Origin of the sequence: Hymenobacter properus (genome assembly GCF_015694735.1) — a bacterium.
In the GTDB taxonomy this organism is placed as follows: Bacteria; Bacteroidota; Bacteroidia; order Cytophagales; family Hymenobacteraceae; genus Hymenobacter; species Hymenobacter properus.
Map to the genome: position 1 here is coordinate 700,547 of NZ_JADQDP010000002.1, position 14,974 is coordinate 715,520.

Genomic DNA, 14,974 nt, shown 5'->3' on the forward strand with positions numbered 1-14,974 from the left:
GGCGCTTATAGGGCCCGGTAATTTTGTGTTGTTCAATCAAGTAACCCCCTTCATCATGAAGACAGCACTGATTACCGGCGCCAACAAAAGCATCGGTTTTGAAGCCGCCCGCTTGCTCCTGCAGCAAGGCTACTACGTGTACCTGGGCAGCCGCAACCTCGAAAATGGCCAACGCGCCGTGGCCCAGCTCCACGCCGAAGGCCTTACCCAGGTAGAGCCCGTGCAGCTCGACGTAGCCGACCCCGCCTCGGTGCAGGCCGCTCGGGAAACCATCGGCCAAAAGACGCCCGTCCTCGACGTGCTTATCAACAACGCTGGCATCAACGGCGGCATGCCGCAGTCGGCCCTTGAGTCCCCCATCAGCCAGTTTCAGACGGTGTTCGACACCAATTTCTTCGGGGTGATATCCGTGACGCAGGCCTTTATCGACCTGTTGCGGCAGTCGCCGGCGCCCCGCATCGTGAACGTCAGCTCGGCCCAGGGCTCGCTCACCCTGCACAGCGACCGGGTGCACGGCTACAAGTACTACGACCACAAAGCGGCCGTGTACCACTCTTCCAAGTCGGCGCTGAACATGTACACCATCAACCTGGCCTACCAGTTGCGCGACACGCCCTTCAAAGTGAATGCCGTTGACCCCGGCTTCGTGGCCACCGATTTTAACAACCACCGCGGCACCGGCACCGTGCAGGAAGCCGGCGCCCGCGTGGTGAAATATGCCCTGATTGGCGCCGACGGTCCCACCAGCAAGTTCATCAGCGAGGAATACAACCCGGAAACCGGCGAGATTCCGTGGTAATAAGGCGCCCTAGGGGCAATAATGCGAAAGCGACTGAAGCTTCCTAGGTTTCTAGGTCGTCATGCCGAGCGCAGCCGAGGCATCTCGCGTGGGGTAGTAAATCCTGACGACTGGATTACCACTCCACGCGAGATGCCTCGGCTGCGCTCGGCATGACGGCTTTTATGGTTAGCCTAGTCCACCGTGAACACAGCTTTGCCCACAATCCCGCCCTTCGCCACCTCAGCATACGCCCGCTGAAAGTCCGCCAACGGATACGTAGCCCCAATAACGACGTCTAGGTTGCTGTTGGCCAGGGTGGTGAGGTAAGCCGCTTTAGGCTTGAGCAGCAGCACACGGTATTTCTGTTTCGAAAACAGGTTGTGCCAGAAGGAGCCGACGATTTCCCGCACGCCCGGCGCTGAGTGCACGTACACCCCGGCGGGCGTGAGCAGAGGCCGCGCCTGCGCAAAGGGCAGCTGGCCCGACAAATCGAGCACGGCATCGAAGCGCCGTCCGAGGCTGTGCACCGACTGCTCCCGGTAGTTGAGCACGGTGTCGGCGCCCCACTGCCGGGCGGCGGCCAGGCCGGCCGGGCCCACCACGGCCGTTACCCGCGCCCCCTGGCGCTTGGCTAGCTGCGTAGCTACCATGCCGATGCCGCCGCTAGCCCCGTTGATGAGCAGTTCAGCGCCGGGCCGCAGCTTGATAAGCTGCTCAAACACCTGCAACGCCGACGACCCCACCACCGGCAAAGCCGCCGCCTGCGCAAACGACAGCCCGGCCGGCTTGCGCGCCACCTGCTGCTCGCTCACCACCACGTACTCGGCCAGAGCCCCGCCCTTGAGCACATCCACCAGCCCAAATACCTCCTCGCCGGGCTGGAAGGCGCGCACGGTGGCGCCCACTCCCGCCACAGTGCCTGCAAAGTCGATGCCGACGCTTTTGGGCAACTTCGAGCCGGCCACCAGCTTCATTTCACCGGCCCGCAGCTTCCAGTCCAGCGGGTTCAGGCTCACGGCGCGCACGCGCACCAGCAGCTCTTTGGGGCCCGCCACGGGCTGGGGCACCTCCACCAGCTGCAGCACCTCTGGGCCGCCGTACTGGCTATACATTACTTTTTTCATGGCAAAGAAGAAAACAGGTTCGGGATGAGGGCGTGTTGGGAATAGAAAAACGGTCATGCAGAGCGAAGGCGTAGCCGCAGTCGAAGCATCTCGCGTGCAGTAGTAAATAATTACGTTGCGCGGTAGAGATGCTTCGACTGCGGCTACGCCTTCGCTCAGCATGACAGTTCTACTCCTTAGACGAGTCGCCTCCACCACCGCGCTGGGGCTTACCGGGTGGGCTGGTCGAAATAGGTGGGCGCAAATACCTCCTGGCCGTAGCGGCGGGCAATGCCCTGCAGGCGGGCAATGTCGGCTGGTTCGAGGCGGGGCGGGGGCAGGAAGGTGCCCGGCGCCACCGGCTGGCCGGCTTCGGCAAACATCTCCTCGGTGCCGGCCGGGGCCACGATGCACAGCAGGTGCGCCACCGCCTCCGACTCGTTCTTGAAGTTGTGGACGGCCCCGCCCTTGGCAATGTTGATGAACGTGCCCACACCGGCTGTGTAGGTCTGGGTGTCGGAGCGCACCACCACCTCGCCCTCGATGACGAAGAAGTTTTCCTGCACTTCGGCGTGGGCGTGCGGGGCCGGCCCGCCGCCGGGCGGCACCAGCATGTCGATGACGGCATACGCGCCGCCGGTTTGCGTGCCGCTCAGCAGCGTGCGGTAGGTGTTGCCGGCCAGCGACACGGTCGGCCCGGCCTGGGGCTCCAGAATCTCAACGGAAGTAGGGCGCATCACAAAAAGAGGTAAGGGGTGAAACAGGGCAGCCGTTGGCGCGGTTGGCAATGGGCCGGGGGCGGAAGCCCACCGCGCGGCCGGGGCGCCGGCTCCGAACTGCGTGCTGCAAAGGTTGTGGCCTACCGGTATATTTGTCAAGTACTTACAAATTTGTGCGGTGCCTACCTCCAGGTAAGAAACATTGATACTCAGCCCGAAAAAATGAACACCATTCCGCGCGATACCGCCCATTGCCCCGTGCGCAAGGCCATGAACCTGATTGGCAGCAAGTGGAAGGTACTGCTGCTCGAAAACCTGCGCGACGGCCGCAAGCGCGACGGCGAGCTGAAGCGCCTGCTTCCCGACATCAGCGAGAAGGTGCTCATCCAGGAGCTGAAAGACCTGGTGGCCAGCGGCCTGCTCACCAAGCACGCCTACCCCGAAATCCCGCCGCGCGTGGAGTACGAGCTGACCGACAGCGGCCAACAGGCCCTGCCGATAGTAGACAGCCTGGTGGCCTTCGGCAAGCAGCACCTGGCTGCCTAGCGCCGGTCCCGGCCGAGCGGCATCACCCCGAGAAGCGCAAAGCGGAAGCGGCTGAAGCTACATGAGCTTCAGCCGCTTCCGCTTTGCGCTACTGGGCGAATTACATCTTAATCTTTAGACTGATTTCCTTATCGGCGTAAGCTTGCAGGCCGTTTAGCTCCTGTGTAATGGTGACGAGCCATCCGGCTTGCTTGCTGCGGTCGGCATAGATTTCGCTGTCGTACTTGTCGTGCATGGCCTGGGCTTCTGTGCTGATTTGGCGGTAGATAGCCTCTTGTTTTTGGGCCAGCTCTTTGGTGTCAGCCACTTGTTCCTTGACGGCTTTGGTGAAGCGGCGCGCGAAAACCTCGGTAATGTCGAAGTGGCCTTGTTCGTGGGCCAGGGTGCGTTCCGGGTCCTGTTTGCCTTTGAAGTAGGAATTCTGGCAGTCGAACACCGTTTCCACTTTGAACTGCACCTTGCCTTGGAACAGCCGCCCCACGTAATGGTAGCGAATGAAGCTGCTCGTGGCCGCTTCGAAAGGCCGGCTCTCGGTGCTGGCTTTAAAGTCGACCTGGGCGAGCCGGCGCGCGGCATTCCAAACAATTTCCTTTTCGAAAGGGGCCAGGTCGGCCACCCGCAGCGCTTTGGCCTTGATGCGGTGGCAGGTGCTCCAGTGGTCGGGCAGGTGGTGCTCGTACACCTTGAGCACGTTGGCACCCAATGCTTGGGCCTCTTTGGTGGCCCGCGCAATCACCGTTTCGTAATCGCAGGAAAGCGTCAGCCCGGTGTCTTTGATTTCAATATCGCCCACCTCTTCGGAAGGGCCGCTGAACTTGTCGGTTTCATCAATGACCACAAAACCCGGCGCGGCCACAATGTTGTGCGGGCTTTGGCTGGCTTGCGTGATGACGCGCGGCGAGCAAGCCGCCAGCGTCAGCCCCAAGCCGAGCGTTGTGAAAAGACGTTTCATAGAAAAAGGTAGAGGCACAGGTGAAGGAGGGAGCTGGGGCTTCCGGGTGAAATAAGACAATAGGGAAACGCGGGTGGAGGGCGAAGCAGCAACTGCAACGAGGCCCAGAACTGCTAAGCAAAGGTAAAGCGGCTACAGGAGGTCTCGCCGGCGGACGGGCGAGGGGCAGGTAGAAACGGCGAATAAATGGGCATCCGATGGGGGCCACCGTTTAGGAGCATTCCGTCGGAGCGCTGGGGCGGCACCGCGGTGGCTAGCATGGCTTGCAGGGGGCGGGCAAGCCCCAGCGCCTCCGAACCCAGCCGGCGCGGCATAACGTCGGAGCGATAGAAACTGAAAGCGGCTGAAGCTACGGGAGCCTCAGCCGCTTTTTACGGAATGTATTAAAGGGTTTGTGGTTTACTGTATCACAAACCCTTTCTGTTCCAAGGCAACTCTATTTGTACTGGACAAAGTCGGTACAGAAATGAATAATCTATTCTTCGCCCTGCTAATCGCAACATAAGATACTCTATGGTCTTCAAGTTGTAAATTAGGTTTAATTAAGAAATCTATATCTTTTTCTTCAGTGAGTGCTACGAGGACGTTGTTAAATTCTGCACCTTTTGACTTATGGATGGTCCTATGTAGTCCATTGTCTTCAGGAATTCTAACACATAATGCAAGCTCTTGATAAGTGTGATTTTCATAGAAATTCTTACCGGCGCCAGTTCTTAAGTCAGAAATATCAACGTTAAGTTCATTTCTTATAATTAAGAAATATTCATAAAGTTTTTTAGTCTTAAAGCTGTCGTATTTCTCACATAAAGTTATGATGTACTTTAAATTATCTTTTGCTCTTTCATTCTTGCTTTTGTGTTTAAATACTTTATCTAACTCTGCAAGCGCCTCTTTATAGCGCCCTTCTTGTGCCCACTCTGTGGCTTTGATAAACCCTTGTATTACCTTGCTTCTGTAGTTATTGCTTTGTGATGGTTTGTCAATATCTGTAATCTTCTCTAGTAGATTCCCGTTTGTACTGGCCGCACTAAGGCTTTTTCTTATAAGGTTTGAAGTGATATTAAGCCTTGTTATGGAATGAATGGTTTCCTGTCCAATAATTGCTTGGGCAATTGCTAAGGCAGAAACAGGATTATTAACTATAACTATGGGTTTGTCACCAATATCGTTTCTTACAGGGGTTTGTGTTATATCGTTGCGTATCGAATTTAATAAATTGATAATTGCAATTGTACTGCGTCTATTTGCTTGAATCTGTAATGTATTTAGGTTTTGTAACTGAACTGAATCGAAATTGTCAGGCTTCGCTCCTTGGAAACCATATATAGATTGAGCTTTGTCGCCAATTACGCCAATAATAGTTTCTGATTGTCCAATTTGTTCGATAATATAAGTTTGGATTGGATTGGTATCTTGAAATTCGTCAATAAAGAAATAAGGGAACTTCGCTCTTATTACACTAATAATAAACGGGTTATTCTTTATAAGCTCATAACTGAAAAATAGTACATCATCGTGATGTAATATTCCTTTTTGCCAAGCTAATTTCTTGTATTCTAAATATGAAATAGTTCTTATCGAGTAATTATTGGCTTTATAGGGTCTGTCAGGTCTTACTTCTAATTCGCCATTAGTATTAAATCTCCAGCGAGCAGCTTTTATTGCCTCTACAACTGCGGTGTCATCTGTAATTCTACGTTGGTTCGTATTTGTTTTCCAATCCTTGAGTAGAGAATAGTTGGATAAGATGGTGTCGTCATGCCCTTCTACTTTCTCGATATTTAGGCCGTGCTTGGTATCAATAAAGCTTAAGTAGGGTTTGACAATATGTTTATACAAGAAGGCATGAATAGTGCTAACCTCCACTCGCGATGAAGCTAGCTGTAAGCGCTGAATAATAGTTTCGGCTGCGACGTTTGTATAAGTGATGCAAGCTACAGCTCTTGTTTTTTGTAGCCTCGTGGAATTATGAAGTACATTCTTAATGTGATTGACCAGCCAGTGGGTTTTACCTGCACCGGGGCCTGCAGCAACTCTAAAATGTTGCTCAATATCAATTAAATCATCCGAGATTATAGTCTTTACTGGCATATCCAATTGATTGCTTCTTGAATGTATATGGGGACCTCAAAGCCAACAGAATTACCTGATTTAAGATTTTCTTTCAATAAGTAAGAGAGCTCTAAGGCATTTTCGCCTTTTCCGACAGAGTTTAAGTATCTAGACGCTATTATCGCTTTTTTCTTTTCGTTATCATTCCAAGAGGTGTTGGCATTGATGCTTTTAACTAATCTGTCATTCTCATTGCTCGCTCTCAAGCAAGAGATGAAATCTGTTAATGGGCTGTTGTTTTGGTAATGGGTCATCAGGGTTTTGAGTTCACTTTTATTCTTTGTTGTGCTAGTAATTATTAAATCTAGCGTGGGGTTCTTTAGCATCAAGTCATATTCAAGAGTTTTGCCTTCTCTAGAATCTTGACTAAAAAACCTGATGTTAGGATGATTCTGATATTTTATGATGCTATCTGACGCATTATCCTTGTAGTCATATGTGGTAACATCTTCATTAAACTCAAAAGGGTAGCACATTGTAAAAATCTGGTTTGCCTTTGCTTTCCTTTCAGGGTCTCTGTCCGTGATACACGCAATTTTTTTAGGTATTGTATATGTAAACAATGTGTCAAATATTTTTAAAAAATGTTCAAAATATCGGCCTCCGATATTTATGACGACAATATGTCTATCTTCTAAAGACTTTTGAATATATGCAGCAAAGGTTGATATCGTTAGCTGCTCTGCTAGCCCCTCGACTAAAATTACTTTTTGAGCAAATAGCATATCAGACTTAGTTGCATCAAGGAACCTTTGAACATACTCTTTGGATTTTTTTCCTTCGGCATCATCAGTAAATACTTTTCCTGGATAACCCACTTTGGCGTCTCCATTTTCATTGTGAATGCATATCAGCTCATCGAGTGAAACTGTTGAGGTTATGTGCGTAGAATGTGATGTAATGAATATTTGTCTTACTTTCTTACTTGTCTGAATATTTTCTTTTAAAAAATTTAAGAATTTATACTGCATTGCTGGATGCAAATGCGCTTCGGGTTCCTCGATAGCTAAAATAGAGAAAACCTTAGCATTACTACCTAAATATTTTCCATCTGAATTTACTTGCATTTTCGCCAGCAATAGTGATATGTAAATTAGGTTGTTGTACCCAAGCCCATTGTGTGTGGCAGGTATCTTTATGCCGGTCTCATATTCTACAATTAATTTTAATGCGGAAAACATTTCCACATCTGATATGCTGCCTTCAAAGTTTGGGTTTGACTTATTGAAGGATGCACCAGTGTTGTCTGTGTAGGATAAGATTTGGTCTTTGCCATTTTTCATTCTCAACTGTAGGTCTTTTAATAAATCATTGGCTTTGTTTGAGAAATCGGACTTTTTTTGCTTTATTTCAGAAGTCTTGTCTGCATCAACTTTTGTAGTGTCGCTTTTTATTTCATAATCCATGAAAAAATCGAGTACTTCTTTCAGTAATGCATTCTTACCTGTGAACATATCGCGTTGTACATCGCGAATAGCATCTAAGAACTGAAAATCAAATTTTTGTAATGATTCGCTATCTGCAGTGGTCTGTAATTTGATGTCTCCGCAAAATATCTTATAGGTATAGAGTCGAATGAATTCATGCTCTACAATATGCCAAACCTGGTTTGAGTCGGTAGCTGCTGCCACATCTTTAAGGTACCGTGCTTTTTCTCTTTCTGGTAGAAAGAATTTGTACGTGAGTACAGCTTCATAAGGCGCCTTTAATTTCGTAAGCCAATTTGATACCGTTACCAAATCATCTGAATTCAAGTTTTCGTTCTTGCTTTGGGATATTGTCAGTTGTATCGTAATCTCGGGAGGAGAAAGTTGTAGGTCGGAAAGTAGAGCATTTTTGTTGAAATCGTCTATCTCAAGGCGTTTGCTTTCTTGATAATCTATTACTAATAAAAGAGCTTTAATTAAATTAGTCTTACCTGCATTATTATGTCCTATGATTACATTTATTCCATCGTTTAAAATCACTTCTGTATTTTTAAAAATGCGGAAGCCTTTGATGTCTATTTTTGAGATGTACATTTTTAATGAGAAAAGAATTGTTTCCGCAATATAGGTTGGAATTGCATTGTAAACTAATAGGCCACGTAGCTAAAATATCTTTAAGTATCGCATGCTCTGGTATTGAGAGGTAAATAGGGGAAGCACGCCATAACGTCAGGCCGGGAGCAACAGGCAATTCTAATAGCCACAACTACTTTGTCGCGTACGGCTTCCAAGCGACAAACCCTCCGCCACTTCGCATATTTGGGAAGAACTATCCTTTCCATGCTGCAAAAACGACTCCTTGCCGCCGCGCTGGCCCTGCTGCCCGCCGCCAGCCACGCCCAACAGGCTCCGGCCGATAGCCCCACCTTCCTGCTCCACAAGTTTGCGCAGCGCATCGGGAAGGAAACCTACCGCCTCACGCGCACCGCGCAGGCCCACACCTACGACGTCGATTTCAAGTTCGTGGACCGGGTCTCGCCGGTGGCGCTGCGGGCCCAACTAGCCGTCACGCCCGCCGGCGAGCCGCTGCGCCTGGCCGTGAAGGGCCAGACCTCGCGCTTCAGTAGCATCAACGACACGGTGCGGCTGGACGGGGGCAGGCCCGCATCCGCGTCGATGACGCCGTGCGGACCCTGCCGCTGGTGGGCTGAGCTTCCCCGTGGCGAGATACCGGGCGGTGGCTGCTAAGTAGTACATTGCTTGGGTTCGATGCTACTCAGGTCTGTCAATAGCAAATTATTGCAAAAACGCTTGATATTGCCTCTCTGCGCCATTCCAAAAGACTAGTGACTCCTCATGTCCCGCACCGACGCCTTCGCCCAAACCCAACCCGCCAGCCGCGCAGCGTGGCGGCAGTGGCTGGCCGAGCACCACGCCAGTGCCCCCGGCGTGTGGCTGGTGTACGGCAAGAAAGCCAGCGGCCTGCCCAGCCTGAGCTACGCCGAAGCCGTGGAGGAAGCCCTCTGCTTCGGCTGGATAGACTCGCACCCCCGCAAGCTCGACGCCGAGCGCACGCAGCTGCTGTTCACGCCGCGCAAGCCCCGCAGCGGCTGGAGCAAGGTGAACAAGGAGCGGCTGGAGCGCCTCGAAGCCGCCGGCCAGCTCATGCCCGCCGGCCTGGCCGCCATTGCCCGCGCCAAGCAAAACGGCGCCTGGGAAAGCCTCGATGCCGCCGAAGCCGGCGCCGTGCCCGAGGATTTGGCCGACGCCCTGGCTGCCGATAAGGCCGCGGGCCGGCATTTTGCTGCCTTCGCGCCCTCGGCCCGCAAGCAGATTCTGACCTGGGTGCTGGGCGCCAAGCAGCCCGAGACCCGCGCCCGCCGTGTGGCCGAAACCGTGCGCATGGCCGCGCTGGGCAAACGAGCGAATTACGACCGGGAGTAGGGTGGATATAGAATAAGCAGATAGCCAAAACGCGTCATGCCGAGCGCAGCGGAGGCATCTCGCGTGCGAGAGTAATCAAAACCGTGAGGCGATTGGTTTACTGCTGCACGCGGGATGCCTCGGCTGCGCTCGGCATGACGTTCCTTTGAATTCTTATTCGTTTCTCGCCGCCCCGCCTCCCTTGCTGCTCCCACCCCTCATGCTTTCCGAACCCACCTACCTCACGGCTCGCATGGCTGCGCCCATGATTGAAGCCCACTTTGCCCGGCACCGCGCCGCCAGCCTGGAAGACACCGACCGGCTGGCTGCTCCGCCCGAGGCGCAGTGGGTGGAGGCCGTGCTAGATGTGGCCTTTTGGGCCAGCCTGCGCCGCGAGGAGGGGCACCCGCCGCGCATTTCGTTGGCTTTGCTGCCGCCTGAGCAAGTGCGCCGGCCGCTGCTGTTCGGCCACAAGCGTCGCCTCACGCCCTACAACCTGCTCAAACTGGCCCCAGCCGTGGAGCAGCCCGGTATTCACCTGGGGGTGTGGCACGACGCCGACGGCCTCTACCTCTGGGGCACGGCCAACGCCATTCCGTCGCTGGGCTTTGTGCTGGAGGTGGTGGAGCCCGGCCTGCTGGTGGTGAAGCACCGCCGCGTGGGCGGCTTCGGCAAGTACGTGAACGTGGCCGTGCTGCGCGGCGACCACCTGCAGCTGGTGGACGAAGACCACGGCGGCCTGAGCGACTGCCCGGCCCTGCGCGCCTTCCTGCCCGGCCGCAGCCTGCCCTCGGCCGGCTCGGGCGAAACCGACAACGTGCTGCTGGAGCTGGCCGCCGCCATGCGCGCCCACGGCCGCGGCGGCCTGGTGCTGGTGGTGCCCGCCGGCTCCGACCGGTGGCAGGAATCGGTGGTGCACCCGCTGAGCTACCCCGTGGCACCGGCCTACAAGGGCATCACGCTGCGGCGCCGGCCGGGGCAGTCGCGCCGCGGCCGCCAAAACCAGCTGCACCGCAGCATTGGTGTGGTGGGCGGCTTCACGGCCGTCGACGGGGCCACCGTCATCACCCAAGACTACCACCTGCTGGCCTTCGGGGCGAAGGTGACGCGGGCCGCCAGCAGCACGCCCGTGGAGATGATGACGCTCACCGAGCCCGTGGTGGGCAGCGAGCCCCGGCAGCTGCACCCGGCCCAGAACGGCGGCACCCGCCACCTGGCCGCCGCCCAGTTTGTGCACGACCAGCGCGACGCCATTGCCCTGGTGGCCAGCATGGACGGCTTTTTCACGGTATTTGCCTGGTCGGAAAACTTGCAGCAGGTGCACGCCCACCGCATCGACGTGCTGTTGCTCTGAGGCGGTGGGTGCGGGCCGGGCGCATGGTAGCAGCAAATGACCTCCCAACTAAGGGCGGTCCTGCTGAGCGCAGCCGAAGCATCTCTCCCGCAGTAGTAAATGATTACGTTGCGCGGTAGAGATGCTTCGACTTCGCTCAGCATGACCGTCTTTCGTGGCTTAAACAGTCTCCGCATCTTTCCTAACCACCAAAATCTATGTCCCTCTTTACCCGCTTGACGCGCTTGCTGCTGGTGTTACTACTTCTGCCGCAGCTGGGCGTGGCCCAGGGGGCAGCTGCCCCGGCCCTGGCGCAAGCAGCCAAGCTGGAGGCCGAAAAGAAATACGAGTCGGCTTGTAAAATTCTCGACCAAGCCGACCCGCAAAACCAGCAGCCCGCCGTGGTGCTGGAAAAGGAAAAGCTGCTGCTGCGGTACTACCTCATAGCCATCAATTTTAAAGCTTTTGGGCTGAAGGACCTGGCCCCCGGCGAAACCGTGGAGCGGCTGCGCGGCCAGCAAGGCAAGTACAGCATGCACTTGCTTGATATTCCAGCCACGCTGGCCCAGCTGCAGAAGCGTTTTCCGCAGGATTACAGCCTCAGCCAGGGCCTCGGCGACTATTACTACCGGGCGGTGCTGTGCCACTGCGGCGAGCAGGACAAAACCGAAGCCCAGCTGCTCGACCTCGTGATAGAACACTACGGCCGGGCCCACACCCACCAGCTCGGCGACTACATGACTTACTACGGCGTGGGCTACGCGCACCTAGCACAGGGCCGCGCCCAGCCCAGCGTGGCGCCGTTTGAAAAATCCATTGCCCTAAACCCGCAGTACCCCGATGCGCCCTACAACCTGGCGTATGCCCTGCTGCAGCTCAAGGAGCCGGCCCGGGCCGTGCCCTTCGCGCAAACATCCCTGCGGCTCTACACCGACCCCGAGATGAAGGCCGACGCCGCCCGCATGCTCGGCACCCTCTACCAGCGCTTGCAGCAGCCCGCCGAAGCCAAAAAAGCCCTGCTGCAAAGCCTCGACCTGCAGCCGGCCAACTACGCCACCCTGCGCAACCTGCTGGAGCTGGCCGTGACCACCCACGCGCCCGATGCCACCACCTGGGCCACTCGCCTCTACCAGCTCAATCCGGCCGACGACCAGATGTTCAGCGACATCATGGACATTTACCAGGCGCAGGGGCAGTGGGCCGAGGCGGAAGCTTTTTTCAGCAGCCGCTTGCCCACGGCGCCCGCCCAGCCCGGCGCGCAGGGGCTGCTGCATTTTTATGTGGCCATTCTCAACATGCAGCTGCAGCGACCCAAGGAGGCGCGTCCGCATTTTTTGGCGGCCCAGCGCGAGCTGAAAAAGGTGGCTAAGCCCGACAATCCGCTGTTTCAGATAATTGATAAGGGACTGGCTGAGAGCAAGCCTTAGGCGCGCTTAGCACGGCCGTTGCCGGCGGTTCGGCAAAAAAGGCAACATTCTGCCGCGGCTTGCGAATACCCTATTTCGCCGGCCGCGCCATTGCCCCGGTATTGCCCCGCAAGCCTGCTATGGCCTTCCCGCTTCAATTCTTTCTGGAAACCGTTGTTTTACCCAACCTTCTCATGGCCAAAGACAAAAAGAAGAAGCACAAGAAAGACGACGTATCAGAAGACATTCTGGACGTTGCCGCCTTATCCATCAAGAAGTTTCGCAAGGTGACCAAGGAAATCGGCAAGCTGAGCACCGGCCAGAAGCTGGTGGGTGGCATTGCGCTGGTAGCTGCCGGCCTGGCTTACCTGGCCGCTCAGGAAACCGACGCTGCTTCGGCCGCCGAGGCTGAGGACGATGCCTCCGGCCCGGCGCACCTGCTGCCCAGCCACTCGGCCCAGGAAGCTGACGCCGCGCCTGCCCGCCACAAAAGCCGCAAAGCATCCAAGCCCAAATTCGCCGCCGAGGCCGAATCGGAAGATTAAACACCGGGCGGCTCCCGCTTATTCTCATTTCTGTTTAACCCATCGCCATGAAAAAGACCAAGAAAAAGAAAGCCGATAAGAAAGCCACGCTGCTCGGCGGGGCCGGCAAGTCGCTCAAAAAACTGGGCAAGCGCAAGCTCAGCACCGGGCAGAAAGTGCTGGCGGGTGCCGCATTGGCCGCCATCGGCCTGGGCCTGATTGCCAAGCGCCGCAACGCCGCCTCTTCTGCTTCCGAAGCCGATGCTACGACCGACGCCAACGCCGCCGAGCAAAACCTGGCGGCAATGGATGCCAACGCTTAAGACAGTAACAGAAGGCCGTCATGCAGAGCGGCGCATCTCGCGTGCTTTAACTAATCAAAGGCATTGAATTACTGCTGCACGCGAGATGCTTCGTTGCGCTCTGCATGACGGACAATAACCCAAAAAGGCGGCTACTCATCGAGTAGCCGCCTTTCTTTTTGCTTAAGCAATATTTATTCTTCTACCGCCGGGGGCGGCGTGGCGCCGCCCTTTTTCACGCGCACGGCGTTGGGGCCCTTCATGCCCATTTCGGTTTCGAAGGTCACCTTGTCGCCCTCGCCGATGGTGAGGCCGCCCAGGGCGTTGGCGTGCACGAAAATGCTTTCCTGGCTTTGGCTGTCCTTGATGAAACCGTAGCCCTTCGAGGTGTTGAAGAAGGTGACGGTGCCGGTGCGGGTGGTGTCTTCGGGCTCCCGGTCTTCCTGCTTGCGCACGCTGATTTGAATGTCCTCGTCCTTGATGACGCGCTTCTTGGTGGGGTCGGGCGGGGTGGTGGTGATGTTGCCGTCCTCGTCCACGTATGCAAACATTTCTTCCAGGGCCGCGCCGGATTTGGCGTTGGCCTGGCGCTCGGCTTTGCGCTCTTCCTTCTCGGTTTTCTTCTTGGCGCGCTTTTTCTCGTTGTCTTTCTTACCAAATGTCTCTTGAGACCTACCCATAGTATTCGTTTTGTGGCTGATTCGTGGGGCTGTTTCGGCTCATGGTGGGCAAGGCGGCAAAACAGCGGAGTGGATTACGACGAAGATACGCAATATCTGCAGGGCAACGCGCGGCCACTGCTACCGGCTACTGCCAGCGCGCTTTGCGCCAGGCATCGCGTTGCGCGGGCTTGAGGAATGTCCAGGCCACAAAACGGCTTTTTTTCTGTCCCTGGGCCATTTCTACAGTGCGCACTTCGGTGGCGCCAGCCGTTTGCAGGGCGCGGTACACGCCAGGCAGGGTTTCTTTTTTCGACACCAGCGACGTGTACCAGTAGGCGGAAGTGGGCCGCCGGCCGCTTTCCTGCACCATGCGCCGGATGAAGCCGGCCTCGCCGCCCGCGCACCACAGCTCGTGGTGCTGCCCACCGAAGTTGAGCGCCGGCCGCCGGCCGTGCCCGGTGCCCGGGCTCGTGCCAAGGCCGGCCACTTTGCGCTGGCTGCCCGCCGCCGCCTCGGCCGCCGAGGCGTGGAAAGGCGGGTTGCACATGGTCATATCGAACACCTCGCCGGCCTGAATGAGCCCGTCGAAAATGCGGCTGCGCGTGGGCTGCAGCCGGGCCTCGATGGCGCCGGCCAGGGCGGGGTTGGCGGCCTCAATCTGCTGGGCGGCGCGCAGGGCCACGCCGTCCACGTCGGAGCCCACGAAGTGCCAGCCGTATTCGCGCCGGCCGATGATGGGGTAGATGCAGTTGGCACCCACGCCTACGTCGAGCACGGTGATGTCTTCGCCGCGCGGCAGCGTGCCGCCGTTGCTTTCGGCCAGCAAGTCGGCCAGGTAGTGCACGTAGTCGGCCCGGCCGGGGATGGGCGGACACAGGTAGCCGCGCGGAATATCCCAGTGCTCGATGCCGTAGAACTGTTTCAGCAAGGCCTGGTTCAGCGCCTTCACGGCGGCCGGGTTGGCAAAGTCAATCGACAGGTTGCCGAACTTGTTGGGCTGCACAAAAGCCTTCAGGGCTGGATTGGCCTGGCTGAGCTGCGGAAAATCGTAGGGCGCGCGGTGGGGGTTGCGCGGGTGCAGCTGCTCTTTTTCGGGAGCGGGGGTAGTGGGGGCGGCGGGGTGGGGAGGCTTCATAATACGGGCGCGGCAAGGCGCAAAGGTACCGCTGGCCTGTGGCTGGGCC

15 protein-coding genes are annotated in these 14,974 nt (G+C 56.1%); 8 read left to right on the top strand and 7 right to left on the bottom strand.

Features of this window, described 5'->3' with window-relative positions; translation table 11 throughout:
* Positions 1 to 55: 55 nt before the first annotated feature.
* The gene (locus tag I2I01_RS09140; protein WP_196286137.1) at positions 56 to 799 is read left to right on the top strand and encodes an SDR family oxidoreductase; all 744 of its coding nucleotides are present in this window, start codon (positions 56 to 58) and stop codon (positions 797 to 799) included.
* Positions 800 to 972: 173 nt separating this feature from the next.
* Here I2I01_RS09140 and I2I01_RS09145 read toward each other — a convergent pair whose 3' ends face one another.
* On the bottom strand, positions 973 to 1,905 hold the full coding sequence (locus tag I2I01_RS09145) for an NAD(P)-dependent alcohol dehydrogenase (RefSeq protein ID WP_196286138.1): 933 nt from the start codon (positions 1,903 to 1,905) through the stop codon (positions 973 to 975).
* 209 nt (positions 1,906 to 2,114) lie between these two features.
* A complete protein-coding gene (locus I2I01_RS09150; RefSeq protein ID WP_196286139.1) occupies positions 2,115 to 2,621 on the bottom strand; it encodes a cupin domain-containing protein in 507 nt (168 codons plus the stop codon).
* A gap of 204 nt (positions 2,622 to 2,825) precedes the next feature.
* On the opposite strand from I2I01_RS09150, the gene I2I01_RS09155 reads away from it, so the two are divergent.
* Positions 2,826 to 3,149 carry a winged helix-turn-helix transcriptional regulator gene (locus tag I2I01_RS09155; protein WP_196286140.1) on the top strand — a complete coding sequence of 108 codons (324 nt, stop codon included), beginning with the start codon at positions 2,826 to 2,828 and terminating at the stop codon, positions 3,147 to 3,149.
* A gap of 100 nt (positions 3,150 to 3,249) precedes the next feature.
* Here the strand turns inward: I2I01_RS09155 and I2I01_RS09160 are convergent, their stop codons facing one another.
* The 3 genes from I2I01_RS09160 to I2I01_RS09170 form a co-directional block, all read right to left on the bottom strand.
* Positions 3,250 to 4,101: a DUF922 domain-containing protein gene (locus I2I01_RS09160; RefSeq protein ID WP_196286141.1), complete on the bottom strand. Its 852-nt coding sequence runs from the start codon at positions 4,099 to 4,101 to the stop codon at positions 3,250 to 3,252.
* Positions 4,102 to 4,500: 399 nt separating this feature from the next.
* A complete protein-coding gene (locus I2I01_RS09165; protein ID WP_196286142.1) occupies positions 4,501 to 6,192 on the bottom strand; it encodes a UvrD-helicase domain-containing protein in 1,692 nt (563 codons plus the stop codon).
* Positions 6,183 to 8,234 carry an ATP-dependent nuclease gene (locus I2I01_RS09170; protein WP_196286143.1) on the bottom strand — a complete coding sequence of 684 codons (2,052 nt, stop codon included), beginning with the start codon at positions 8,232 to 8,234 and terminating at the stop codon, positions 6,183 to 6,185. Before I2I01_RS09170 ends, I2I01_RS09165 begins: the two co-directional genes overlap by 10 nt.
* Before the next feature lie 246 nt (positions 8,235 to 8,480).
* Between I2I01_RS09170 and I2I01_RS09175 the strand changes: the two genes are divergently transcribed.
* The 6 genes from I2I01_RS09175 to I2I01_RS09200 all read left to right on the top strand — a co-directional run bounded on the left by I2I01_RS09175 (position 8,481) and on the right by I2I01_RS09200 (position 13,149).
* Complete coding sequence (locus tag I2I01_RS09175) at positions 8,481 to 8,888, top strand: hypothetical protein (RefSeq protein ID WP_196286144.1); 408 nt, start codon at positions 8,481 to 8,483, stop codon at positions 8,886 to 8,888.
* A gap of 108 nt (positions 8,889 to 8,996) precedes the next feature.
* Positions 8,997 to 9,584 carry a YdeI/OmpD-associated family protein gene (locus I2I01_RS09180; RefSeq protein WP_196286145.1) on the top strand — a complete coding sequence of 196 codons (588 nt, stop codon included), beginning with the start codon at positions 8,997 to 8,999 and terminating at the stop codon, positions 9,582 to 9,584.
* Between the two features lie 199 nt (positions 9,585 to 9,783).
* Complete coding sequence (locus tag I2I01_RS09185) at positions 9,784 to 10,917, top strand: putative sensor domain DACNV-containing protein (protein WP_196286146.1); 1,134 nt, start codon at positions 9,784 to 9,786, stop codon at positions 10,915 to 10,917.
* 197 nt (positions 10,918 to 11,114) lie between these two features.
* Entirely contained in the window at positions 11,115 to 12,323 is a 1,209-nt protein-coding gene (locus tag I2I01_RS09190; protein WP_196286147.1) for a tetratricopeptide repeat protein, read from the top strand.
* A gap of 173 nt (positions 12,324 to 12,496) precedes the next feature.
* On the top strand, positions 12,497 to 12,847 hold the full coding sequence (locus I2I01_RS09195; protein ID WP_196286148.1) for a hypothetical protein: 351 nt from the start codon (positions 12,497 to 12,499) through the stop codon (positions 12,845 to 12,847).
* 47 nt (positions 12,848 to 12,894) lie between these two features.
* Positions 12,895 to 13,149, top strand: coding sequence for a hypothetical protein (locus I2I01_RS09200; RefSeq protein ID WP_196286149.1), 255 nt, complete (start codon positions 12,895 to 12,897; stop codon positions 13,147 to 13,149).
* Positions 13,150 to 13,322: 173 nt separating this feature from the next.
* Here the strand turns inward: I2I01_RS09200 and I2I01_RS09205 are convergent, their stop codons facing one another.
* Together I2I01_RS09205 and rlmF are read right to left on the bottom strand one after the other, a co-directional pair.
* Positions 13,323 to 13,808: a cold-shock protein gene (locus tag I2I01_RS09205; protein WP_196286150.1), complete on the bottom strand. Its 486-nt coding sequence runs from the start codon at positions 13,806 to 13,808 to the stop codon at positions 13,323 to 13,325.
* Positions 13,809 to 13,935: 127 nt separating this feature from the next.
* A complete protein-coding gene (gene rlmF, locus I2I01_RS09210) occupies positions 13,936 to 14,925 on the bottom strand; it encodes a 23S rRNA (adenine(1618)-N(6))-methyltransferase RlmF (protein WP_196286151.1) in 990 nt (329 codons plus the stop codon).
* Between the last annotated feature and the right edge of the window lie 49 nt (positions 14,926 to 14,974).